The 23,026-nt window shown below is 39.3% G+C and carries 31 protein-coding genes; all 31 read right to left on the reverse strand.

The genetic code is table 11. From position 1 onward, the window contains the following. Positions 1-5: 5 nt before the first annotated feature. The 31 genes from BK126_RS04475 to BK126_RS04615 all read right to left on the reverse strand — a co-directional run bounded on the left by BK126_RS04475 (position 6) and on the right by BK126_RS04615 (position 22,746). Positions 6-1,217 carry a phage major capsid protein gene (locus tag BK126_RS04475; protein ID WP_076311473.1) on the reverse strand — a complete coding sequence of 404 codons (1,212 nt, stop codon included), beginning with the start codon at positions 1,215-1,217 and terminating at the stop codon, positions 6-8. Then, the gene (locus BK126_RS04480) at positions 1,210-1,911 is read right to left on the reverse strand and encodes a head maturation protease, ClpP-related (RefSeq protein WP_076311474.1); all 702 of its coding nucleotides are present in this window, start codon (positions 1,909-1,911) and stop codon (positions 1,210-1,212) included. The genes BK126_RS04475 and BK126_RS04480 overlap by 8 nt, the downstream gene beginning before the upstream one ends. Further along, positions 1,904-3,076 carry a phage portal protein gene (locus tag BK126_RS04485; protein WP_076311475.1) on the reverse strand — a complete coding sequence of 391 codons (1,173 nt, stop codon included), beginning with the start codon at positions 3,074-3,076 and terminating at the stop codon, positions 1,904-1,906. Before BK126_RS04485 ends, BK126_RS04480 begins: the two co-directional genes overlap by 8 nt. A 14-nt stretch (positions 3,077-3,090) precedes the next feature. After that, the gene (locus BK126_RS04490; RefSeq protein WP_076311476.1) at positions 3,091-4,857 is read right to left on the reverse strand and encodes a terminase large subunit; all 1,767 of its coding nucleotides are present in this window, start codon (positions 4,855-4,857) and stop codon (positions 3,091-3,093) included. Further along, complete coding sequence (locus tag BK126_RS04495; RefSeq protein WP_076311477.1) at positions 4,823-5,203, reverse strand: hypothetical protein; 381 nt, start codon at positions 5,201-5,203, stop codon at positions 4,823-4,825. Before BK126_RS04495 ends, BK126_RS04490 begins: the two co-directional genes overlap by 35 nt. Positions 5,204-5,327: 124 nt before the next feature. Further along, positions 5,328-5,603 (reverse strand): HNH endonuclease, encoded by a 276-nt coding sequence (locus BK126_RS04500; RefSeq protein WP_076311478.1) that lies wholly within the window; start codon positions 5,601-5,603, stop codon positions 5,328-5,330. A gap of 64 nt (positions 5,604-5,667) precedes the next feature. Next, complete coding sequence (locus BK126_RS29285; RefSeq protein WP_179085507.1) at positions 5,668-5,841, reverse strand: hypothetical protein; 174 nt, start codon at positions 5,839-5,841, stop codon at positions 5,668-5,670. 2 nt (positions 5,842-5,843) lie between these two features. Then, complete coding sequence (locus BK126_RS04505; RefSeq protein WP_076311479.1) at positions 5,844-6,404, reverse strand: hypothetical protein; 561 nt, start codon at positions 6,402-6,404, stop codon at positions 5,844-5,846. A 1-nt stretch (position 6,405) separates the two neighbouring features. Further along, on the reverse strand, positions 6,406-6,753 hold the full coding sequence (locus BK126_RS04510; protein ID WP_076311480.1) for a spike base protein, RCAP_Rcc01079 family: 348 nt from the start codon (positions 6,751-6,753) through the stop codon (positions 6,406-6,408). A 76-nt stretch (positions 6,754-6,829) separates the two neighbouring features. Next, the gene (locus BK126_RS04515; protein ID WP_076311481.1) at positions 6,830-7,249 is read right to left on the reverse strand and encodes a hypothetical protein; all 420 of its coding nucleotides are present in this window, start codon (positions 7,247-7,249) and stop codon (positions 6,830-6,832) included. 1,099 nt (positions 7,250-8,348) lie between these two features. Next, on the reverse strand, positions 8,349-8,537 hold the full coding sequence (locus BK126_RS04520) for a hypothetical protein (protein ID WP_076311482.1): 189 nt from the start codon (positions 8,535-8,537) through the stop codon (positions 8,349-8,351). A 2-nt stretch (positions 8,538-8,539) separates the two neighbouring features. Next, the gene (locus tag BK126_RS29290) at positions 8,540-8,773 is read right to left on the reverse strand and encodes a hypothetical protein (protein ID WP_179085508.1); all 234 of its coding nucleotides are present in this window, start codon (positions 8,771-8,773) and stop codon (positions 8,540-8,542) included. Beyond that, complete coding sequence (locus BK126_RS04525; RefSeq protein ID WP_076311483.1) at positions 8,731-8,949, reverse strand: hypothetical protein; 219 nt, start codon at positions 8,947-8,949, stop codon at positions 8,731-8,733. Before BK126_RS04525 ends, BK126_RS29290 begins: the two co-directional genes overlap by 43 nt. A gap of 138 nt (positions 8,950-9,087) precedes the next feature. After that, positions 9,088-9,465 (reverse strand): hypothetical protein, encoded by a 378-nt coding sequence (locus tag BK126_RS04530; RefSeq protein ID WP_076311484.1) that lies wholly within the window; start codon positions 9,463-9,465, stop codon positions 9,088-9,090. Positions 9,466-9,549: 84 nt separating this feature from the next. Continuing rightward, the gene (locus BK126_RS04535) at positions 9,550-9,759 is read right to left on the reverse strand and encodes a hypothetical protein (RefSeq protein WP_076311485.1); all 210 of its coding nucleotides are present in this window, start codon (positions 9,757-9,759) and stop codon (positions 9,550-9,552) included. Between the two features lie 6 nt (positions 9,760-9,765). Next, positions 9,766-10,125: a hypothetical protein gene (locus tag BK126_RS04540; protein ID WP_076311486.1), complete on the reverse strand. Its 360-nt coding sequence runs from the start codon at positions 10,123-10,125 to the stop codon at positions 9,766-9,768. Beyond that, on the reverse strand, positions 10,118-10,450 hold the full coding sequence (locus BK126_RS04545) for a hypothetical protein (RefSeq protein ID WP_076311487.1): 333 nt from the start codon (positions 10,448-10,450) through the stop codon (positions 10,118-10,120). The genes BK126_RS04540 and BK126_RS04545 overlap by 8 nt, the downstream gene beginning before the upstream one ends. Positions 10,451-10,462: 12 nt before the next feature. After that, positions 10,463-10,660 (reverse strand): hypothetical protein, encoded by a 198-nt coding sequence (locus tag BK126_RS04550; protein ID WP_076311488.1) that lies wholly within the window; start codon positions 10,658-10,660, stop codon positions 10,463-10,465. Then, positions 10,657-10,857: a hypothetical protein gene (locus tag BK126_RS04555; protein WP_076311489.1), complete on the reverse strand. Its 201-nt coding sequence runs from the start codon at positions 10,855-10,857 to the stop codon at positions 10,657-10,659. The genes BK126_RS04550 and BK126_RS04555 overlap by 4 nt, the downstream gene beginning before the upstream one ends. Then, a complete protein-coding gene (locus tag BK126_RS04560; protein ID WP_076311490.1) occupies positions 10,854-11,228 on the reverse strand; it encodes a YopX family protein in 375 nt (124 codons plus the stop codon). Before BK126_RS04560 ends, BK126_RS04555 begins: the two co-directional genes overlap by 4 nt. Further along, positions 11,225-11,593 (reverse strand): hypothetical protein, encoded by a 369-nt coding sequence (locus BK126_RS29705; protein ID WP_076311491.1) that lies wholly within the window; start codon positions 11,591-11,593, stop codon positions 11,225-11,227. The genes BK126_RS04560 and BK126_RS29705 overlap by 4 nt, the downstream gene beginning before the upstream one ends. 108 nt (positions 11,594-11,701) lie before the next feature. Next, positions 11,702-11,995, reverse strand: coding sequence for a hypothetical protein (locus BK126_RS04570; protein ID WP_076311492.1), 294 nt, complete (start codon positions 11,993-11,995; stop codon positions 11,702-11,704). 151 nt (positions 11,996-12,146) lie between these two features. Next, positions 12,147-12,311 carry a hypothetical protein gene (locus tag BK126_RS29295; RefSeq protein WP_179085509.1) on the reverse strand — a complete coding sequence of 55 codons (165 nt, stop codon included), beginning with the start codon at positions 12,309-12,311 and terminating at the stop codon, positions 12,147-12,149. Between the two features lie 36 nt (positions 12,312-12,347). Continuing rightward, positions 12,348-12,938, reverse strand: coding sequence for a hypothetical protein (locus BK126_RS04575; RefSeq protein WP_083655711.1), 591 nt, complete (start codon positions 12,936-12,938; stop codon positions 12,348-12,350). A gap of 40 nt (positions 12,939-12,978) precedes the next feature. Further along, on the reverse strand, positions 12,979-13,524 hold the full coding sequence (locus BK126_RS04580; protein ID WP_179085510.1) for a hypothetical protein: 546 nt from the start codon (positions 13,522-13,524) through the stop codon (positions 12,979-12,981). Between the two features lie 1,048 nt (positions 13,525-14,572). Beyond that, on the reverse strand, positions 14,573-16,477 hold the full coding sequence (locus BK126_RS04590) for an AAA family ATPase (protein WP_076311494.1): 1,905 nt from the start codon (positions 16,475-16,477) through the stop codon (positions 14,573-14,575). Beyond that, entirely contained in the window at positions 16,470-16,952 is a 483-nt protein-coding gene (locus BK126_RS04595; protein ID WP_076311495.1) for an ABC-three component system middle component 2, read from the reverse strand. Before BK126_RS04595 ends, BK126_RS04590 begins: the two co-directional genes overlap by 8 nt. Beyond that, positions 16,949-18,022: a hypothetical protein gene (locus BK126_RS28700; RefSeq protein ID WP_083655712.1), complete on the reverse strand. Its 1,074-nt coding sequence runs from the start codon at positions 18,020-18,022 to the stop codon at positions 16,949-16,951. The genes BK126_RS04595 and BK126_RS28700 overlap by 4 nt, the downstream gene beginning before the upstream one ends. 5 nt (positions 18,023-18,027) lie before the next feature. Next, positions 18,028-19,263: an AVAST type 1 anti-phage system MBL fold metallo-hydrolase Avs1a gene (gene avs1a, locus BK126_RS04605; protein WP_076311496.1), complete on the reverse strand. Its 1,236-nt coding sequence runs from the start codon at positions 19,261-19,263 to the stop codon at positions 18,028-18,030. Positions 19,264-20,034: 771 nt separating this feature from the next. Beyond that, entirely contained in the window at positions 20,035-20,628 is a 594-nt protein-coding gene (locus tag BK126_RS04610) for a DUF6338 family protein (protein ID WP_076311497.1), read from the reverse strand. Positions 20,629-20,679: 51 nt separating this feature from the next. Continuing rightward, a complete protein-coding gene (locus BK126_RS04615) occupies positions 20,680-22,746 on the reverse strand; it encodes a TIR domain-containing protein (protein ID WP_076311498.1) in 2,067 nt (688 codons plus the stop codon). Positions 22,747-23,026: the final 280 nt, after the last annotated feature.

The raw sequence follows: 23,026 nt of genomic DNA on the forward strand, positions 1-23,026 counted from the left end.
ACCCTTTATGATTTCTTCACTCGTAGGAATCCGTTTTTGCGAATAACGTTACCACCTGCATAAACTGAGCCACGGTAAGCAATCTGACCAGACTTGAATTTGAAATCTTCACTGCGTCTAGTATCAATATCAGAGAAAATTGCCAATCCGTAACCGGACAGATTTCCATACGCCATGCTGTAATCACCAGCTGCTGATCCTGCTGCTGACAGTGGTTTACATGCGCTGTTAATAATGAACGGAATACCGTCAATTGTCCCTGTGTTGCCGCTAGTCACGATTTTGTGGATTCGATTGCCGTTACCATCACGAAGTTTTACAAATGCCATTAGATCAATCTTATTAAGAATGAGCACCGCTTCGTCTTCAACATCCTCAGCACCACCGTAACTGAACACAATTTCATCCAAAGTATCTGCCGTTATTGCTGCAAATGACTTGTCGGTAGCTGGATCAATTGCTGTAGCCGCTTCATCAAAAATACCAACAAACTGTTCTGTTTCTCCGCCACCGATAAGGATTTCACGGGACATCTTTGAACGCAGCGCAATTCTAATATTTTTTTGGATTTCCGCATCGTAGTCAAGACTTGGTAATTTGAGGACTCCTTCATCTTCCTCGGTGTAAGCTGTGATTTTGGACTTGTTAATCATTGCGCTGCCAAAGGTCGGATCAGTTGTATTGTAATCAGCATTATCGGCACTGTATCCACCTAGACCATAACCCGCCACATACGGCTGACGAAAACTTTCCCCACCCATACGATTAATCACTCTCACACGATCAATCAAACTCGATACTTTGTTGAAGGTAGGCTCAATCGTGTCTGAATCAATTCTCGGTGCAATAATGCCCGTAGACGTTAGTGTCACAGCGTTTCTTGGAACAATAATATTAGCAGAGTATTTTACTTCACGATTGTTCTTTAGTGCAACAGCTCGCTCTTCAGCTGCTTTAATCGCCTCGTTTGTCGCATTGTTCATCTTCTCTAATTCACCTCCATCAATAGCAGCAACCGGTGCTCCAGCCAAATTGTTAAACCGATCTTTTAACGCGTTTGCGTTGGCCTGATTCTTAGAAGACTCCTCAAACTCATTATCCAAAGAAGTGATTTCTTTTTCTTTAGCTTCATATTCCTCATACTTACCAGCGTTGATCAGCGCTTCTGCTTCATTCAACATGGCTTGTCTTTTTGCAAGATAATCTTTTTTATTCATTCTCAACTGCCCCTCTCAATTTAAGGAAATTTAGTTTAGCTTTATATTTTTGTTCACTCGACGAGTCTTGTATCAACTTTGATGAGTTCAAATGTGTTCTCATTTTTTCCAACACTTCAGCAGGCAACAATCCATAAGTATTTAAACTAGCCGCCAGTTGCTTTTGAGTGTCGAACATAATTTCATCTGCAAAACCTTTTTCCACGGCCAGTTGTGCTGTAAACCATGTTTCTTTATCCATCATGTCAAGCACTTCTTGTTCGTCCAGCCCGGTCTTTAAACGGTATGCGTTTGCTATGGATGCGTTTATGTTTTTTAGGACATCGGACTCGTGCTGTAAATTCCGATAATCACCTGAAGCATTGGTCCATGCATTGTGTATCATCAATTGTCCTGTTGGAGCTATAGCAAGATGACTACAGCCCATCGCTGCAATGCTCGCAGAGCTTCCTGCGATGCCAAGAATTTTCCCATTGGTTTTGCCCGAATATGATTTAAGAAGGCTGTATATTTCTGAACCGGCAAATACCAAACCGCCACCGGAATTAATGTGAACATCAACATCTTCTCCATTGGCTTCTTTTAACTCATCAGCGACTGATTTAGGACTTGTTGCAGATATGTCGAACCAATCATAAATCCACTTCTCATCATCACTGACGATGACGCCCTTCACATTCACGATCTTACGCACCTTTTCCACCTCCCTCCTTAGAGTCTACTGGTGCCATATCCAGCCTCCGTACAGCAACGTCACCGCCCTCAATTGGAGGTAGGTTTAACACCCTCCGCCATTCATTGGCTGTCATTGCACCGCGATCCACCATTTGCATAAGGGCCAACTTGGTGCTCATGCTAGCAAAAGATAGATCAGTGCCGCCAAAAGCTATGCGGTTTCCAAATCCTCGCTCTCTCCTGGTGAATAATTTCCTTGTGTATTCCGAACTCATTTGTTGAGCCACCGGTTCAATTTCCGATTCGTAATATGCGTTCCAATCATCCTCACCGTATTTCGCTTGCACAATTTTATCGTTAACGCCAAAAAAGCTATACAATCGCTGTATAGCCTTCTCTTGCTGAGGTGTGCTTGGCACATATTGTTGGCCTGCTTTTACTTCTTCTACGTCATAACGTGGGTCCTGAGCAACAATTCCTCCAGAAGCATCTGCGGATAAATAGCTATCCACAAATTCCTGAACTTGTAACTCGCGATCCTCTTTTTTGAGTGACGCCTTAAATTTAAGGATCCATCTTACTACTGACGAATTCTTCACTGCATTCACAATCGATTTATCCGAAGCATTTATGATCTCCATAACTTGCTGCAATGCTTCAACTTTTGAAGTACCGAACAGATCATTGTCATTGTAGTCATCACGTAAATGAAGCACATCCACATAAGGAACCGTCATTGTCTTGCCACGTGATAGCCAAAATTTCAGTTGTAAATCATTCTGATCCGATCGGATCGCCTCGACCTGTGCAGCATTGATAGGATACAGCTGCATTGGATATCCATTTTCGTCACGGTATATCAAAGCAAAAGCATTATTGTTGAGAGCAAGTTGAGTCGCCATCTTCTCCCGAAACATCTGCCCACTGGAGTATGGGTTAGGATCTTCTAATAACAACCTCATATATGGCTCTGGATTTATCTTAAGTTCCGGTCCTTCTCTGACATGCAAAGCCGTTAATTTGCCGATCGCCTTTACTTTAGGACGAATAGCAGCGCGTACTATATCAGATTGATATAATTGACCTCCCCATGGAGAGTACCAATCACTATTGTCCGAAATGAGCTTTATACGCCATTGTCCGGAATCCTCACTTGACCCAATTACTTTTTTAAACCAATTCAATTTTTCACCACCTCTCAAGGCTGAAACATCTCAAAATCGTCCAAGCATTTTTTATAAGCAATATAAGCAATTAAAAAAGACACATATCCATCGATACGTGCCCTGCTTTTAGCCTTATCCGGTTGTATATTGTTATTCGCATCGATCTTAGCTGCCGTATTGGTTGTACACCATCTGAACAATCCGTTGTATCTGCTGAAGACAACAATTCCGTCATCAAATAACGACTTCGTTTCCCGCATCGGTCCAGATAATGATTTTGCTCCCATAGCAACTGGAAATGTTACTCCTCGCCCATCCGGGTCTTCTTTGGGGAATCCGTTTGCCTCCATATCATCAACCCAGTCTCCTCCATGCCAACGATCATAACCAATCTTCCAAAATGTCACATCATATTTCTCGGACAACTCTTTGAACCAGGCGGTCACATCCGCTTTACGCACCATGCTTCCTTCACATATCTGCAGCAACTCATTATTCAGTTCATCTTTGGCTCCTGTTCTTGTAAAGCTTTCATAGGCCATTTTATCTTGTTTGCTGTTTTGTTCAATTCTTTGCCTAGCTATAAAATATTTCTGAAACAAATACAATTTGCCTCCAAGAGGGATAATCGCTGAAGCGCAGCACAAATCCGTCGTCTCCGCCATATCCGCTCCACCAACAGCATATTTACCTCTTATCATTTCGTCTGACATGTCTGTGGCGCATTTATCAACACTTAGCAAATCAAAATAAACCACGCTCATGCTGCTTGCGCGGTTCAAGTGTTTGGTTAAGAATGAAGGCATCTGAGCCGGGTCTTCAATCGCCTTCTGATATTCGCCTTCCAGGTAACTCATTGTTGGTCTGCTGCCGAGACCTGGGTTCGCCTTAATCCAACAAGAACGATCAGCTGGATCATCGTCATCATCAATTCGAAAAATCATCGGAAAAAGACGTTCTTTGCTCTCACCTGATAATACTTTCTTACACCGACCTAGCACACTGTCGAAGATACCTTCTCGTACCGAACCGAATGTAGAGATAATGACTCCAAGCGGCTGAGCTCGCGCACCTGTAGCAGAGGAAAAAACATCATATGTGTTCCGATCTTTAACAGCGTGCAATTCATCTATGATATAAGCATGCGGGTTCAGTCCGTCCTGCGATTGGCTATTTTTACTGCCAGCCTTCAAGTAACTACCCGTTGCCGGAAATAGTAGCATTTCACTATTATCCTTATCTCGCTTTGTTCTCCAGTATTTCTTTGGATTATCAGGCGGCGTAAGGATATCACTTGATTGTAAGAATGTTTTTGCGTTCTCGTAAACGATGGAGGCTTGTACTTTTTGTGTAGCCAAGCACCACACTTGAGCAGCTGGTTCGCCATCCACCATAAGCATGTAATCCACGATTGCTCCAACAAAAAATGATTTACCAAACTTCCGCGCAACTAAGAGAACCATTTCGCGGAAGTATCTAACCTCCATTTGTAACTCATCATCGTATATCTTGAATCCAAATACACAAGCAGCAGCGTATTTTTGTTCCATTTCAAGTTCAAAATGGCTGCCCGCCCATCTTCCTTCACGGTGCTTTCCTAATCGACAAAAATCAATAAACGCTTCTACGTCTGTAGAGTCATACCAAACGTCTTCTCGCCGAAGCAAGTCCTCAACAAGTACCTTAAGTGCTTTTATATCACTGCCATGCTTCTCAGGCTCGCGTTCGATGTAATCATGCCACTCCTGTATGTATGAAGGGACATTATTTAACTCGTGCGAGTATTTTTTGGAACGCATCAGGTTCCGGTTTCCCCTTTGGCGTCTGCGGAACATTTGGTATCAAGTCCGCCAGATTACGACACACAGTTGTATAATTCCTGATAACATTGTTGTGTTGCTGAGCAGATGCCCGAACGCGAGTTATAGGCAAAGCATCAGGACCGTTCTGAAAAAGCTCTGTTGACCCATGACAGTTAATGTCTTCTTCTAAATCTTCGAGCTCTATTCGAAGGAAAGCGGCTCGATGAATTAGCCCTTCAGCAGCAGTCAACTTATCTTTCGGTACTTCCTTCAAACTCTTCTTAATTCGAGTCAACTCTTTCTTGATTCGCTTATCTCGAGCTAATTTCAGCGATTCGTCCATAAATATCCCTCCTTTTGGCCCCCTCCCCTCATGCGCGCGACCCGCGAGTAAAATTGAAGCTGGGGAGTGCGGTGATTGGATTTTTCGAACATCCTTATTTTATGGGGGGGGCTATGCAGATTCTTCAAACAGGATCCGTGAACATATGAAGACCAGTACACCTTCCATGCTTAACGTTGTGGCAGCTAGCACATAAATACTGGAGGTTGTCTGGGTTGTATGCAATGTTCCAATCATGTTTGTTGCCATCTGTTAGCTCAATGATATGATCAACCTCTTTGCCTGCTTCTATTTTCCCTTGCTTTGAGCATTCCTCGCAAAGACCATTTGCTTTAGAAATTACAAACTTCCTTACTTCTTTCCATTCCGGAGTTGCATATATATCTGGATGACGCGACACCTAACAACCCCCTTTAGATTTCAGAGGCTTACCGCCCCGACATCAGTTGATGTTTTATGGGAATTTAGTCGAATACTTCTATAAGAAATTCATCCCTGCGATCTTCTCTGACAATCCATATTGATGCATTCGTTTTCGGACGAAAGGGACCTTCACTATCATTCAGTTCATTTAACGGCTTATCGAATGGGAATTCTGAACCATCACCAATTTTAGGAACAATTATTTTCTCACCCATTATCAAATCTCCTCTAAAGAAAATTGATCGAAGTATCCTAGTGTAGCGGCAGAATAAGATTGATGACCGTAGCCGTAAATTCTTCCGTTGTTACTTTGTAAAGACGGTTCAGTATAATTAACAACTTGCGTTCCATTCAATAGAACGGTCAATGTCTGATTCCTTATATGGATAATTATCTGATCTCCATCTTTTGGAGTTGCACTCATGGTGGCTACCGCTGTCACTGTACTGTCCACCCTTTTTGCTATTGCATTGCCATTTATGAACCATTCATTGTTATCATCAACATATCGAAATATGATTCTTTGATTTACTAGATCACCTAATAACGTTGTCTGCATTCTTATATTAGGAGCACTAAACGAGATAAGGCATCGCCCTATTCCTGACATAAGTTTCAGACGGTTACCTGTTATGCCCCATACACTGCCTGATGTAACTACCCATGGTTGCGCTGTCTCAGTCCAACCAGGTGAATTTACATTATCAGCCCTATTGAATGAATCCAAAGCGATCCGCTTGTTGCGGTATGATTTAACCCATACCCCTAGACCAAGCATATCAATGCACCACCCAAATACCAGTTGCGGTTGTGTTGGTCACTCTGATTCGTTTGGCAGGCAGGGGAACGATTTGACCGATTGGCAGCATCACAGCAGGGATAGTCACGATATTGTCATCCAGTTTTACCACTGATACACTTCCTGCTGTTCCGGTTACACAGATACCGATGCACGGTTTGGAAAGATCTGTAGTGTCATTCGGAGTAACCGGTCCGTAGTCGGTCACATTAACTCCTCGCATCCGTATATTTTGGCTGCCGTCATTATTAATTCCATCAGCTTCATTTACAATTGTGCCGTCACTTTTATACATTTCTCCTGTTCTTGTTGCGTAATTCTTCACCATAACACCTCCTAAACAGAATAAAAAAAGAGTGTCCTGCAGCAGGACACTCCATTTGATGCAATATTTAATTATGTAATCAATGCAATTTGTCTCTTACCACTAGATCCGTTAAGGCTCTCCATAGAAAGGAAACAAGCAGTTCATCCTCCTCCGAGGTATATATGTGTACGTTGTCGAAGATAAGAAGCCATCCGGCACGAAAAGTGCGTATCTCAACTAGTTGATGGGTTTGCAACATATCTATAAGATTACCAGAAGTGAACAGTGGCAATGTATCTTCATAATTTATTTTCTCGCCACCGTAATAAACGAGATAGTAATTACCATCAATTAATTCAATATCCTCAATAAGATAAGCTTTGTCTGGCTTTCCCTTTACAAAGAACATGTCGCCTGGCTTCTGATCGTAATAGGTAACATCCAAAACTTTATTTAAGGTTTCCTCATCTGTAGACAATATTTCATCAATGGTTGTCATATCGCGAGCATATTGCATTTCCTCATCTCCTCTAGTTGTTTTAGAAACTCTTCGACAACAGCTAAAGGATTTCCTTTCGTGTGGGCAGCGTGAGTGCTGGAAATTAGTCTTTCTTACACTTTATAAATAGGCATGTTTGCTTTGTTCCTGTCCATTTCCCCCATACACAACCTTTGCATTTCTTTGGTTGCTCATATTTAACGTCATCTTCGTACCATTGCATGTTCAAACTCCTTTCACTCATGCTTCTAACAAAAATAAAAAAGCACCCAATCCTATATTTAAGACTGGATGCGTGCCGTATTGGATGCTTTTGTATTTTTACCGGCATTATTTACGCTGCCGGTGGCGCCCCCGATCTCACTCTTTCACCGTTAGGGTCCGGCGGAGTGTTGATTCATACACTTTCCCACTAGCAGGGAATATCCGTTGTGTAGAATCCGCAAGAGTGGAGTAACAAACAATGATCATGGACTTATTAATTCCCTCTTGGAATCGAACCAAGGCACGCCCATAGGGTACTCTACCATTGAGTTAAGGGAATACAATAAAGCGCACCGCCGTACACCATGTGGCATAGCCAGTACGCTTCTGTTTATTTGATGTGGGTAAGGATTTGCACCTTACATGGTTTGCAATGAACGCTCTCTTTTATCGTCCGAACGTCACCCTACGATACATAGCGTCTACCTATTCCGCCACCACATCATCTATCTACTGTTTAACGGTACAGTCACCGGATTGTTTGTGCCCTAACCCTCGTCAAGCACTGTGCCTCAGCCCCTCCAACAATCATAGGGTAAGGTTCCCATTTTGACCTTGACATGTTCGAAACAAGTCCGTTAACATGAAGGCCATAATAAAATTGCAGTGATCTTACCTGCATTCCCCGCGCAGCACCTTTGACGATCATAACCTAGCTTAACTACACTAGACGTCTACGGTACATTACCTTTAGCACTGCCGAGTCCTACAATGATCGGGTTAGTAGGAGCAACCCAGGCGTTAACCTTATACTCCTACTTTAAATCTGTATTTGTATCATTTTTGTCTCATGTTAGTATCAGTTTAGTATCAAAAAAAGAAGCCACCTATTTAAGATGACTTCTCCTAACAACTATTCAATTTTATTTAAAGCTGAACGGCATTCATTTAATGCGCGCTCCTCTATTTCTAATAATTCCGACCCAAATGCCGCTTTATTATTTTTATAAAACTCTATTTTTTTTTCTAAACTCTCAATGTGAAGGCGTAAAGCTACTTTAACTTGATATAATTCGGGTAGTTCTAATTCTATCGACCTCATTCTTATTCCTCCTCAAATCGTTCTTTTTTCCACAGTGGCCGCCCATCAAATAACGCATCTGGTCTCGGGAATCTCTTCTCCTTGCCGCGATAAGTAGGGTTAAGCATCGCTTTAGCCGTTTTAGTAATGTTTTGCTGAGTGGTTCCGAATAGATCAGCTAACGTTGAAGCTCCTACATATTCGATGGGCGGTGCTACTTTACCAGTGTAATGCCGATTGGATTGTTCCAGTTGCAAGCAGAGGATTCGTCCGTTGTTTCGAAGTCAATGACTTCCCAAGTGATGATGTATCCATTGTTATCTGCATCTGCAGCTGAAGCAGAGTATAAGTTTCCTTCGTCGTTTATGTATGGATTCTGAGTTGTTCTAAGTTCTTTACCTTCCCATTCGATGATTATTGAGTCATTTAGCAAGGCTGTTCCCTCCCTATTGTTTTGAGTTTTGTTATTGTCTTTTGCTGTTAATATAAAAATATCATATTTGGTTATCTCGCACAACCGAACACAACAAGAACGTAATGTAAAACTAAAAAAGAGCGGTTTTATCCGCTCCTATAATACACCTGCAATTTTAAGACTATTAGCTATGGTCTGTATACCAGCGTCTATACGCCTATTGATGGTCGGTATGCTTGTACTGCTCATATACCTTGCTACCGTGTCCTTGTGCTTACCAGCTGTCTTGTAGCGATGTGTGAGGATCTTATATACTTCATCATCCATTATGAGTTCAAATGCTGTATCTATTTCTGGAAGCAGCCTTTTGGCTTTATCCAGTAATTCTTGCTCTTTCGGGCTTAAATTTGGTTTCTGTGAATACACCTTAAGATGCCGTTGCATTAAGCGGTAATCTTCTAGGTGCTTTTTCGTTTGTTTAAAATCCTCACTAACAGCACTCGGGAATAGTTCCATTTGCATTACCGCCTCCATTTCCACCGCTCCTTTGTACTTTTTTACATTGAGTTTCCTAAAAAAGGGTCATAAGTCGATTTTCAAGGCACTTCGCTTGCACTTTTACGCCAAAATATCGAATAAATCCACTTGACCGCCCTTCTCAACCTCACTGGCATCCTGTATTAATCCATCTTCTAACCACTTTTTCGGTGCTTCTGTCCTATAATGAGGCCATATTTCTGTACCTTCTTTAGACCAGTTAGGATTTTTGGATTCAGCTAGTTTAGTCCACGTCCAATATGTTTTGGCTTTTACGGTATTATATGACATATTGACTCACTCCTTACCCTTACTTGCCTTTAACTCTGCCAGTTCAGCTTCCAATCTATCTGCAAGATCTCTATATCTGTCTGCACGTTCTCTGTGCTTGTGTAAGGCTGTACATGCTGCATCATAGGCTTCCGGTGTCGGGTACTTACGGAAAGCTTCTCTACGCCATTTCTCGGCTTCTGCTTCGGCTTTATCAGCTCGTTCTTTCTCTGCTGCATATTGTTGGAGCCAGTAATCAAGTATCAGTACATCTGGTTCAGGTTTACTGAACTCTCCATGCCAAGTTGGTTGAATGCCATTGAGCAGAGCTTGAGTGCGCTTAAAGCTCTCAACACTTTCCATGTCCTTATGCCAGTCTCTACTCATCCTTTACTACCTCCAGATCCTCAGGACTAACGCGGGTTGAGTGTGCCAAAGCTTCAAACTTCACAAAAGCATCAATCCCCTTAACTTCACCCAAACCATATGCAGAGTTGCGTTTGTATCTCACTTTATCTCCCGGATTAATGGTGGGTACTGGATCAAACAGTTCCTTGATCTTCTCAATAGCAATATCCATGCCCTCGATTCTTCCATAAAGACTGTTGATATAATCAGGCTCTGCGCCATCTTCAATTAACTCTTTATTCTCAGTGATTTTGCTTTCTAAATATTCTATTAAATCTGATATAAGCTTCTCTTGTTTAATCATTCCCTGACCCTCCTACCACATGAAATACCCTCGTTCTTTTGCTATTTCCCATTCGTTTTCCGTAACTACTGTACCTCTCGTTTCAACTACGCCGTAACAATTGACAACGACTACAACTTTTAAAAACTTTTTATCAAATTCCTTTGTCCAATCTTCCTCATACGGTTCAACACTGACAATTTCTTTGATGTAATGCTCGAGCAAGTTCATTGGTCTACCTCCCCAGGAAGGTTTATCTCTGCATAGTGGGTGACATCGGGGAGAAACGCTCTTTCACCATCGCCCCATGTGTATCCAACTTCTCTATAATTCGCGTGGATTGCCTTTAATACATAATCACCGTTAGTTACTAGGTATGGAATATGACTCACTGGTTTCCTTGGATCATACTTTTTCCACTGGATCATTGTTCTTCACTCTCCCTAGGAAGGTTTAATAGGTGAGGATGTTCAATCATGCTTCCAATCACAGTCACATAAGGTAGTTGCCTATGAAGCAGAAGACTTCCGCAACAAAGTTCCATTCGATCGTTGTATCCTACCTCGTAATTTCCGTTTATCTTCATTGGTCCTTCAAATGGATGACCTTCGATTCGAACAATATCTCCCTCATATATTTCTGTTCCGTTCTTATCCTCGATTCCCGTACCCCATTGATAAATAGGACCAACTGTTTCAAAATGTTCGCTAAACCGATACCCAAGCATATCGTCAAATTGCTCTATGTTTGCATACAGCATCTTCTCGAGCTGATCGTCCCAAGCTCTTAAACTTCTCATTCCCTTTCATCCTCCCCTTTAGCTGGTTCCTCGTTATACCATCTCAGCGCGCTAGGAAGTTGACCCATGAATTTAGGCTTTAAATCATCTATCTTCTTATTTGCTTCTTCCAGTGCCTTACGTAGTCGATCTATCTCATCCGTGTATTCTGATACATCGACCTTTTGCAAGAACTCTGGAGCAAAGGAACCGCTGAATCCATGAAGGAAAATCGAGTCTTGTTCATACACCCCTTTTCCTCGTGTGAATTGATCCGTCCGACACGTCCATAACTTCCCATGATTTTTTGGATTTCTCGCTTCAACACAAGTGTGCATGACAACAACATCGCCTTCGTTGAGCGGTTCTGTTTCTCTGTATCGCATCCCTGTTATCTCTCCCTTACTTGGATTATGGATCTAAAGGCTCTATACGGCCTCCGGCTGCGCCTAAGTATTGCGGTCGATTCGGAGGCCTTCGGCCAATCAGTCACTTTAGATCTCTACACTTACATGTCCTTGTGCTTCACAGTCCGAGCACTCATAAAAACCGTTATCATCAAAGCTGGTTCTTGATCCGCACCTTGGGCAAAAATTAGGCTGTCCTTCTTTCCACTCTTCCTCTGAGCAGATTTCCTCTACAACAAAAGGTTTTGTTTCAAAAGGCAGATGCTTCTTTGCCTCATTCTCAGACTCTTCATGAGTAGTTGCGACTTTAGGAAACATTGTTATGGTTATGGTTTCGGTTTGCGCCTTCATCCGGTACATTTTCTTTTCTATAGTGGACATATGTTTACCGCTCCTTTGGTTTTTGCGGCAAAGCCGCCTTCAATCGACTGAATAATCCGAGCGAAGCGTGGGCCGTATGATCATTTCGAGGATCTGCTCGGTATGATAGTCGCTCCTTCAGCTTGAACGACCGTCTGTTGTTCTCCCCTCCCTAATACCGTTTTACAATCTTGAAGCTGATTTCTTCTTCCTTAAATTGAGGAGTAACTACACATATCTTCCGACCATCAATGTTTATAAGGATTTCATCTCCGTCTTTTGATTTCCCATCACTAACAAAGTCAGCTAAATACTCGTATATATCAAAATTCTTCAATGTGTTCTCCCCTCCCAGGGAAAGAGGCTGATAGCCTCAATCCTCTTCTTCCTCAGAGTTGATTAATCCTAAATTAGCCAAGTCGTATTCGATTTCAACAGTGAAATTGGTATCACAGACATAACATGTTACATCTTGATCTTCCGGATCAATATCATCACTTGTACATTCCGAAGCGCATACTGGGCAGATAAGTTTGTCAGTATACCAGCAGTCATTTTCCGAGTGCCCTTGTTCCCTCGCCGCTTCAATAGCAGCGTTTTTCCGGGCTTCGTGTTCTCTTGTGTGACAGAAATTACATTGCCACCCACCATGAACTCCCCATGCTGGTTTTTCCTTCAACTCACTCCTGTGAATGCCGCATGTTTCGCAACGATTATGTTCGTCGCACACGATATATGGGAAAGGATCATCTTTCCCAAGGCATTTGGGACAGTCACATACCCAATACCATCCGTCGTCAAAACGCTCTGCATATAATCCATGTTGCGGTGGATCAAGTTTCACTTCTGGCAATCCGTTCCGATAAAAGTGACCGTTCCAGACATTCGTATGTCCTGACCGGGTACGCTGCGTCCATTCTGCAGGTATCTCTGGAATATGAATTTTAACGTCCATTAAACTCAATGTTATCTCTCCTTTAAGGCTGTATAGCCTGTTATACTTCTCAACTTTCAGCAGCAAACGAATCTACGAAACAACCGCAGCCGCCGATATCAAACAAATCTATTTGCATGTCGTCCTCAACCTCGTAATGAAGATCCCTGATCGGGTAAGGTGCTCCGCCTTTTTTCATGAAGCTGTATTGTTGAATAGTCATGTCCGTTGAGCCAGCTGCTGGATGGATATACACCTTTGGTTTCTCAGCTCGATCATAAAAGTAATCCCGGTAGGCATCGTCCAGTTCTTCATACATCATTTGCCGCTCGTCTTCGTCCATTTCCGTATCCTTGATGTAGCGATAAGCTGATACGCATATTTTTAGGTGATGCTCTTGTTCCATGATTTTCTTGAATACATCTGGCATCTGCTCTTTTAACAGCTTGTAGTGCCCCTGTCCGGCTTTTACACAGCGTCCGTTACAGTTGTTATGGCTAAATCCGTAATCGTACAAGACAGGCTGCCTGATGCCGTATTTCTTGAGGATTTCGTCCTTATAGATGTTGTGGTCGATAAGAGGCATTTCCACTTGGAATGGCTGCCAGTTCTTCACTATGGCTCCTTGACGATGCATTTCATCGAATCCAATGCCGAAGTACAATATCGCATCCGTAACGAAATCCTCATCCCTCAGATATTCCTTATTCCGCCATTCCTCATGATCTGGGCGCTTACCCTTTTTTAAGAACTCCCGAGCGACTGTGAGTTGTATTTCACTTTGGCACTAAAAGGGGCTTATTTCGGCGATCTTGTAACGTAATTTTGGCACGATTTGTAACGACTGTTAGCATAAGTCGTTGTTTTCTGTATTAATTCTTGGCATAATCCGTTCCCAAAAGAGTTGTTTACAATGATAATATCTTACCATAGTTTAGCAGGGTACTTATATATTAAACACGCCTTACAACGATACTATTTCTCTCCCCTAAATTCCGAAAGTAACCCCGCTATTCCAGGAGTATAATTAAGGTTATTATAGTGGTCGTTGCTCCCACAGTTTGAAGGATTTATCATTAAAATAGTTCCTTCTTTTAATGAATGATCTAACTCAACTCAGAATCCCAAACTTTTCATAAAAGTGCTTACTCCTTTCTACATGATCCCAATCCACTCCAGAGATCCATCCTGTTACGTATTTAATCGGTAGAGAATATCGCTGAATAATAAGTAACAATACTTTCATTAAAACTGATCCATAGCCATTGTTGATATCGTTGTCTTCCATACGAATGTCCGCTATTTCCATTATTTCAAACTTTTCTTTGTATGTTAGGAACATTTATCGTGTAAGTGAATTAACACCTTCGTTTGAGAAAATAGTACTTTTAAGAATTAATACACATAAGTCACCTTCTATTGGAGAGTGATGGATTAGGATATTCGCCCCAGTTTTAGTGTTTTCGCATAATAAAACTTCTTCTCCTAAAGCTCTGATTTCTCTCTGCCAATACGCTAATTCAAAAACTGTGTCTCCTTCTTTTTGAAGGGGCGTCTTCTTAAACAGTTCTGGAAATAGATCATCGAATATATATTTTTCTCATTGCCCATATATATTTTACTCCCTTAAGATGAATCTCGATTAAAATTACCACTAATATAATTTACAAATTTTCAATATCATCAATTAATCCATAAGACAAGTCACGAGTTCCCTTCCCGTCAAATTTCACAATGATATCTTTATCATTCACAAAATCAGGGTGCCCATTATTAATAATAATTAATTGAATATCTTCTACCAAGGCATTGTCTTTTAATGAATCAAAATATTTAATAATTGAATTAAAGATATCTTCATCTTTAAAATCATCATCAAATTCAGAATCTGCCCCTAAATTTTTTCTCGGAGAATCGATTATAATAAGTCCTAAGTGATTTTTATTTTTAAATAATAGAAGAGCAATAGCTAAGAAATAGGCCATGGTGGTCATTGTGACAGCTCCACCACTTCCTAATTCATCGTATTTCACTCCCCTGACATAAGGTAAATAATTCGACTCTTTAATAAAAGCATTATTAAGTTTAGGGAATGAAAACTCCTCAAGTATATTAAAAAATAATTCAGAAAGGTTATGGATTAAATCAGTTTTAGATACTTTATTTTTTTCAATTGATTCAATTGATATTTTTAATGAATCACGTAATGCTTCCTCTTCGATAATATTTTGAGTGATTTTTGAAAATTGATTTATAACAGATGTGCTTTTTTCTAATTGATCTAAATTACTATACACGTTTCCAATTTTATAATTTGACTGTTGAATTTGCTCAAAGAAGGGACTTAAATAATGATTCTTCAAGTGATCTAATTCGCGTTGTTTTATAAGCAACTCTTCTAGTAGTATGTTTCTTTCGTTTTGGAGATCAGTAATGCCGTTTATTTGTTGTTCAATAAAAATAAGCAAACTATTATATTTTTTTGTTAATCGTCGATTTTCGCTTTTAAAAATCAATATTTCTTGCTCTGAAAGATTTTCAAGCTCACTTCCACACAAATTACATCCTTCTTTAGTAGTTATAGGATTTAAACATGATGGACATGAACTATAATTATAACTATTTAATATTACCGCTCCTTCTACAATGAAATCGATCTTTTGCATTTCTCGTGAATACTGATTTCTAAGAAAAAACAACTTGTCCACATACTTTTCTTTATCAACGATAAGCTTATCTAACTTCGTTACATCTTCTTTTAAAATCATTATTCCGCTTTCTAAGACTAATGTTAAAGACTCATCATAGGTACCGCTTGCTTTCAAGTTTTCGAGCTTACGATTTTCTTCAGACAATATTTCTAAAAGTCGTTGTCTTTCATTCTGGTAACTCTCTTGACTTAACATATTCATTTCTTTCAGAAATTCATATACTCCAAGTCTTTTGTTATATAAAAATTCTATGTAACTTATTTTCTCTTTTAATTGCTGCTTCAAGTCTCCTAATAATTCGTTATATATATTAAATATTATTTCAAAAGTAGGCTTTCTTTTTAAATTAGATCCAGAAGTCTTTTCCATCAATAAGTTTTCAGAATCGATAGTTGACTGTTTTACGTATGAATATTTAAACAAATCCCTAAAACTAAACGCCTGATTGGCAACAGTAATTTTAGGTAGTCCTATATGATTCAACAAGAATGCAGATAATGAATTCTCATTTGCAGGCGAGTCGATCTCAAGCAAGTCGAATTTTTTATCAAATTCTCCTTTTTCCTGATCCCAATTAAATATTTTTACAGGTCTTGTAAATTCAAATAATGGTCGAATAATTCTAAACTTCTCTTCCCCAATCCAAAAATCCAATTCGATTTCCTTACAACTTTTCCCTATCTCTATATAGGCTTTATGCTTTTCGCTTCCAAAAGCATAATTAATCATTTCCGCAATAGATGATTTACCAGTCGACATAGGACCAGAAATGTAATTCAACCCTTTTTTAAAAAACACTTCATAATTTTTCCGGAATCCTACCAATGTCAATTTTTCTAATCGAATTTTTTTACTCATATTGGACACCTTCCAACTTTTCTATAATCATACTCTCAACTTTAGTGTCACTTAAATTAGACAAGGACTGTTTTATATACTTAGAAAGCTTAGCTAATTCTTTATAGTAAGAACTCTGCATTTGCCCCAGAACATCTTTACCATTTTGATTAATATAAAAACTGTATTCATTACTTATTATTCTTTTTTGAACTAGATCTTTACTCAATAAATATCTTAAATAGAGATTATATTCTTCTCTATCTGGCTGCCAATGAAAGTATGAATAACGTTCACTAAAGTCTTTTATTTCTCCTTCTGTTATTTCATTTGATGGTATCATTGTGCGAGGGAATTTCATAAAAAAGTCATAAAGCATAACACGGTTAAGACTCATACTAAAAGACTTCTTGGATTCGAACTCAGAAATAAGTGTTAGTATTCTTATTGAATTAAGAGTCAAGTCACTATTGATCAAATCTAGATCTATAATCACTTCTCCTCATTCCTTTCCGATATGTAGCTCATTAATCTAGCTTTATAGTTTTTAACCCATCCAACTTTGCATTCATCTGATAATTGATGAAGGATGCCCTTTTTAACAAGCAGTGGTATCTCAATACTTGTTTTAAGCGTTGAATTATTTAGATCTTCTACTCTTTCGTAAACCTTAGCTAAAAGTTCATTTCCATCATTCTCTTCTTTATATGGTCGATGCTGTGTTTTCCATATACTCTTTACATTCTCTTTTAACATTGAGAATTCCTTAATTTCAAATAAAAAGCCCCTGCTTGCTATCGAACTGCTTGCTATCTCAGCATTGAAAAACTCTTGTTGGCAATCCTCATGATCAAATATTCCTGCTGATTCAAGCTTCATAATGAACATGGACTCAGAAAAATCCATGCCTTCATCAATTTCATATATCTCATCCATACTGAACTCAGGAATAGGTTCTTCTATTGGAATGTTAAACTTGAGTAGAGCCTCACTAAGTCTTTGTACACTAACCGATCCAATTGAAATGACTCTACCGCTTGTTATGGATTCTGTTAAAATAACACCAACTAAATTCCCCTCCACAAACAAAGGGGCTCCAGAGAGACCGCTAAAATCCACCATATTTCCATCGTAGTTCAAATCAATATCCCAATCGTATGGTCTTGTCATATCATTTGAGACTATTCTCAATACATTATTCTTTGTAAAGTGCCCAACTCCCCATTTAGCCACAGGGTATCCATATGTTTCATATATATTTTCTTTTTGTATTTGATAATTACAAAATGTCAAATACAAATCACAATGTATAGGCTCATTCAACTCTAAAATGGAAATAGGCATTTTGGTATCTTCAAATGCCTTTAAAGGTTCCCCTTTACGTTCAATTACTTGATTATTTAAATTACAAAATTCAAGAATTATTTCTTTACCTTCCAAGTAATATTCATTTATTGCATGTCTGGCCGTCACTGCTCTAGTAGGAGAGATAAGAAACACTGTAGCTCGATCCTTTGCATCATCCCCACAGAGCAACCTTCCTACTGCTTTTTCATATGTAGTCATTCTAACTATCCTTTCTGAATTTCAATTACTTTTATCTGTTGGCCGTTGGAGAAATCAGTTGTAAAACAATAGTTTCTCTTTAAGGCTTCATCAAGTAAGATTTCATTAGATATAGGATAATTAAATACCAGCCTTCTTTTAATACTTTTTCTAGAGATAATTCTGGCAAGTGTCTCCATATTAGGGTGTTCATTTTGTCTCCCATTTGTAGAAAATAGATAGATAGGGGAGTCGATTAAAGAAAGTAATTCAACACTGGTATTTCTGTAACTTCCGTGATGAGATACTTTTATCATGTCAAAAAAAGGATTGCACTCTTGATTACTCACTAATTTTTGTATATTTTCTCGAATTATATTTGGATGAGCATCAGCTAGAAATAATAATTTGTATTGTTTATACTCCAGAATAAAGGATATAGAGGACCCATTAACAACAGAATTGTCAGAACTCAATTTCTTTTTCAAAAGATTATCGAGACTAATTTTTTCCTGTCTACCAGATATATCTTTACTCTCATTAGCCTCATTTTCATCATGTAGTGACAACAAATAATATTCATAAGCATCATCAAATATTTTACTTTCGTTTAGTTTAAAGTCATACTTGCTTTTTCGTAATTCTTTTATCCATGTTTTCTCCAACTTTTTTAATTTTTCTGAATTGGGAGATAACAGATATATATTGATTTCAGAAGTCAGCGAAATATATGCTTTCTCATCACAATTAATAGCAGAACCATCAAATAATCTATTCCAGTTATATTTCCCTCCATAGAGCAATCCAGCTAAAGTAGATCCATCTTTTGCACTAATATCTTTATTGGGCTCATTATTTCGCTCGCTTTTAATAATAGAGGATTGGCTAGTTATTCCGTTAAGGATACTTATCTCGTTTTTATCCAGCTCCTCTTCTTTTTTTTGATTCAGAAAATTCAGGTGCCTGTAGCTGTTATGCCAAACTTCTTTAATAGGAATAACCTTAGGATCATCTGCTGTCCCATTCTCATTAAACAGTTCGATAATACCTTCAATATGATCTTGGTCAACGTGTGTAACGATGACAAGACTTAATTCTTCACCGTTCTTGGCCATTTGTAACAGCCGGGGCTTCAAATAATCATGATATGTTTCAGAGAAGCCACCATCTATTAGAATATTCGTTTTTTTCTGATCGTTCATTCGTATTAAGAAACAATCCCCTTCTAGAGCTGGGTAAACCTCAATTTTAATATCCGACAAAATCATATCTCCTTTTCCTCATTTTATCATAAATCCCCTTCTAATCTTGTTATAATATAGTTCTAATCTCCCCTATTTTTAATTATTGGTTTTGTAATATTTGTCCATTGACTCACTTTAATCTCAATAGTTTTCTGTATTTAAATTAAACTACTATATACGCAATTTCTTCTTCAAGTAGTCTCCTTCAGCAAAGATAATAACCGTTTATGCATATACATTAGCTAGTGGCGCCTATTCAAGCTAAACAAAAATCGATATACTAACTACTACTTTTCTTAAGGATTCACGACAACTATCTTGATAACACCGATGGTGGCAGCCGTGCAGAACATGAAGAAGATTTCGATTAACCTGGATCGTCTCGAAGAGTAGGGTGATCCTTCCGTTTTCCAATCACTCTTTACCTGGACGCCAAAGAAACCTCAGGTCGTTTTAACGACTGAGGTTCTCAATACTCTGAAAAGAGCCACAAATGAATCATTTTTATCTTTAGTACTATGGTTTTTTCACGCCACTCCCTGAATTAGGAGGAACACTGCCGGGTTTTTCTTTCCCCGGCTGATGACCATTATCTGGCTTTGGCTTATTCATATTACACACTCCCGATTTAAGGCTTTTTAACGCTACTTCCACCAGACGGTGGATTACTACTATTGGATGGGGCTTGTCTCGGTTGAAGCCCTTTATTTATAGAGCTTGTAGGTTGTAACCCGTTTTGTTGTTGACCTATATTACTTGCTGGACGCTTTTCCATTGTTTCACCTCCCCCTAAAGGCTTCTAAATTCAATAAATTGTATTTGATCCTTTGAAATCCATATACCTTGCGATCGGTCAAGTAGAGTCCATACATCACCTTCAACACTATATTGCTCCTCTATATAAACATCTCTCTCTTCTGGAACTGACGATGCAAATGATCCTCCCGAATACTTCCCAAAAACTACCCTTCCATCTTTTAAGGTAATTATTACATATGCGCCTTTTACCATTACATAATCCCAAGCAGTAGGAACTGCATGAACTGGATTGAGTCTTAAGTATAGAAATAATTTCCTTAACCAATCTTTTGAAGTTGCAATTCCCAAGAATGCTCCCATAAGGTAAGGTAAGATTATAATCGTAGTTGCTAAAAGCAGAATCCATAATAGAGGATGATGAAGCCAGTATTTCTCCTCCACTTTCTCGTACATATACCAATATGAACATGCGAATGTTAGAAAGCTGAAGGATAAAAATCTCAAGATGGCTGTTTGCTGATCTAATATTCGTTGTGGTACAAAAGTAGAATATGCATTGTTCATAATGAAACCCGGAACTAAAAATAATGCAATATAAAAGAAAGTATCCTTAGTTAGTTGCATGTGCCCTTGCCCCCTATCACTGGATCCCTATAATTTTTTGTAACGTGAGATTCAGATGACTTCTTTCGTTCTTGGTCCCAGCTCAAGTATGGTGGACAGGATGGTGTCGCATGCCGTCAAAGTAGCTGCTTTATAGTTGTTTGACCGCTTGCTATCGTATCGCACAGAAGTGATACCTAACAGATCAGTCGGTGTATGGAAGTCAGTCAGATCTTTCGGTGCCAAAAAGAAGGTCCTTTCCTTACCCAGTTTACCGATAGCCAGACCAAGTTCAAACAAAACATTATCACGCGCCACTGACATTTGCTGGCCTTTCCATATAATCTGGTCATCGGGTGCAAGCAAGAATACGGCGAAATCACTTTTGTCCAATGCAGCAATTAATCCATCTAACGTACTGTTGTTTAATTGAAACGGATAAATATCCCATGGTGTCGGCTCCGTTTCCTCTTCCAGATTTGCATGAATAGCTGTGGTGATTTGTTTTGCTTGGCTCGATGAACCAATGAAGACAGATGGTTTTATGAGACTTATCGACACTTTACCCTCCTTTTCTGGCGGCTGATTGTCTGTTGGATTCATTTCCAAAGAATTTCCAAAAAATATCCGCAGTCGTTCCTTTACCTTTTCTTCTAATTTTCTATGGTCAGTTTCACGGATTCGAAAGTTTTTGTTTCCGTACGTCCCTTCAACGTCAATCATTCCATCTTCCGCCATGTTCCATTGGGCGACGATGAGTTCCTTCCCTCTAACCTCGACATGATAGTGAATTACATCCTCGACCGTTCCTATCTTATACAAGACCTCCTGATCGGTGTACTTATGAAAAAACCGGAGATTTGCCTGGTTAGCAAATACATCTAGATTTTTGACTCGAGGCTTGTTGTAATCCTCCGACAACAGACTACAAATTTCCTTATAAATGGACGAAGTAATCCCGATCCTGACGTAAAATCCTTGGGTATACTTAAACTCCATCTTTTCTTTCTGTTTCTCATTAAATGAGCTGTTACGGATAATTGTTTGAATCTGATGTTCCTCTCGAGCAGTAAACCATGCATACGAAGGAAAATGTCCAGTGATTGATCGTTTGTACTCCTCTAAAAGAAGAATGACCAGATGGGAAGGAAGCAATCGAATCATGGAACGAATCATATTGATTCCGTAATCGTCCCATCCCAACTGCCGGTTCTCATCCGCCTGCGACACATGTCTGTATAAAGCCTTGATATAGCTATTTTCAAGTCCATGAAGGTCATCAAAATAATTCCACAATTTGAGCAGTATTTCGGTATATTTATGATTTTCAAAGCGTTTGATTTCAACTTTCTGAGCATAAGCAATGACTCTTTCCAAAAATAGCTTTGTAAGACCAAATTTATTTAACACATTTAAAATCGTCCAGGGATCAGTCACAAGCAACAACACATTACAGATATGATTGTTTAAGTCCTTGGCAATCGTATCTCCAAGGAGAAGGATAGCTTCGGGATTCCTGTCCTTAGTTTTTCCGAAATACTGAAATAAAGGAACTACGAAATCCTCATCTCCATACTCGATAATTTTTTGTTGCCAGTTACGAACCTTCTCCACATCCTGTTCTGTGTCTTTCCCTGTAAATAAGTTGGAGGGCGGCGAACCAAGTTGCGGTCTCGAATGCAAAGGAACATCGTACAACTGACGAAGAAGCAACTCGTATCCCTCAACGAACCGATCCGAAGAAGACATATCGATATATAGGCGTGATGCAAGAAAAGAAGGCAAATAGGGATCACCCTTTTCATCCTTTTCAAAGACCACAGGTATAAACTTATCTTGTCTGGATTGCCCATGGATAGCTTCTTTCATAATGTCTGCTTCCGCTCCGATACCCCCAACGCCTGCTTCCGCCCTCAATTTGTACTCCTGGTCGCAGATAACCAGCACACTTTGAATTTCTTCTGAATCAACCATACTCCGCATAAATACATTGACATCATCCCCGGTTTTCAATTCCCATATGTCAATTTTCACCTCGATTCCGTCACGTACAAGACTACTCGCAAGTCTTCTGACGTTCTCGATATGTGTACCACTTGACCAACTATAAGATATGTATACAGCTTTATTATGTCCCACTACATAGACTCCTCTTTCTATATTTAGTCTAGTGTTCTATAGATTCCATTTTACGACAAATAATCCAAGAGTAAAAGAATAATCACTCCGTTGATACTAGATAATTACTACAGGTGGTATTTCAAAAACCTGTAGACTGCATCGTGATTTTAATAAGTACGAATTTAATGTATCCAATTTAAAATATTTTGCTTGTAAGAGAAACCGTATACAAATACACGATCAATTAAACTATACGCTTAATTAAAGGATAATTAAGAAACATACGATAAACAGAAAA

The sequence above is a fragment of the Paenibacillus sp. FSL H7-0326 genome (genome assembly GCF_001955535.1).
GTDB lineage: Bacteria > Bacillota > Bacilli > Paenibacillales > Paenibacillaceae > Paenibacillus > Paenibacillus shunpengii.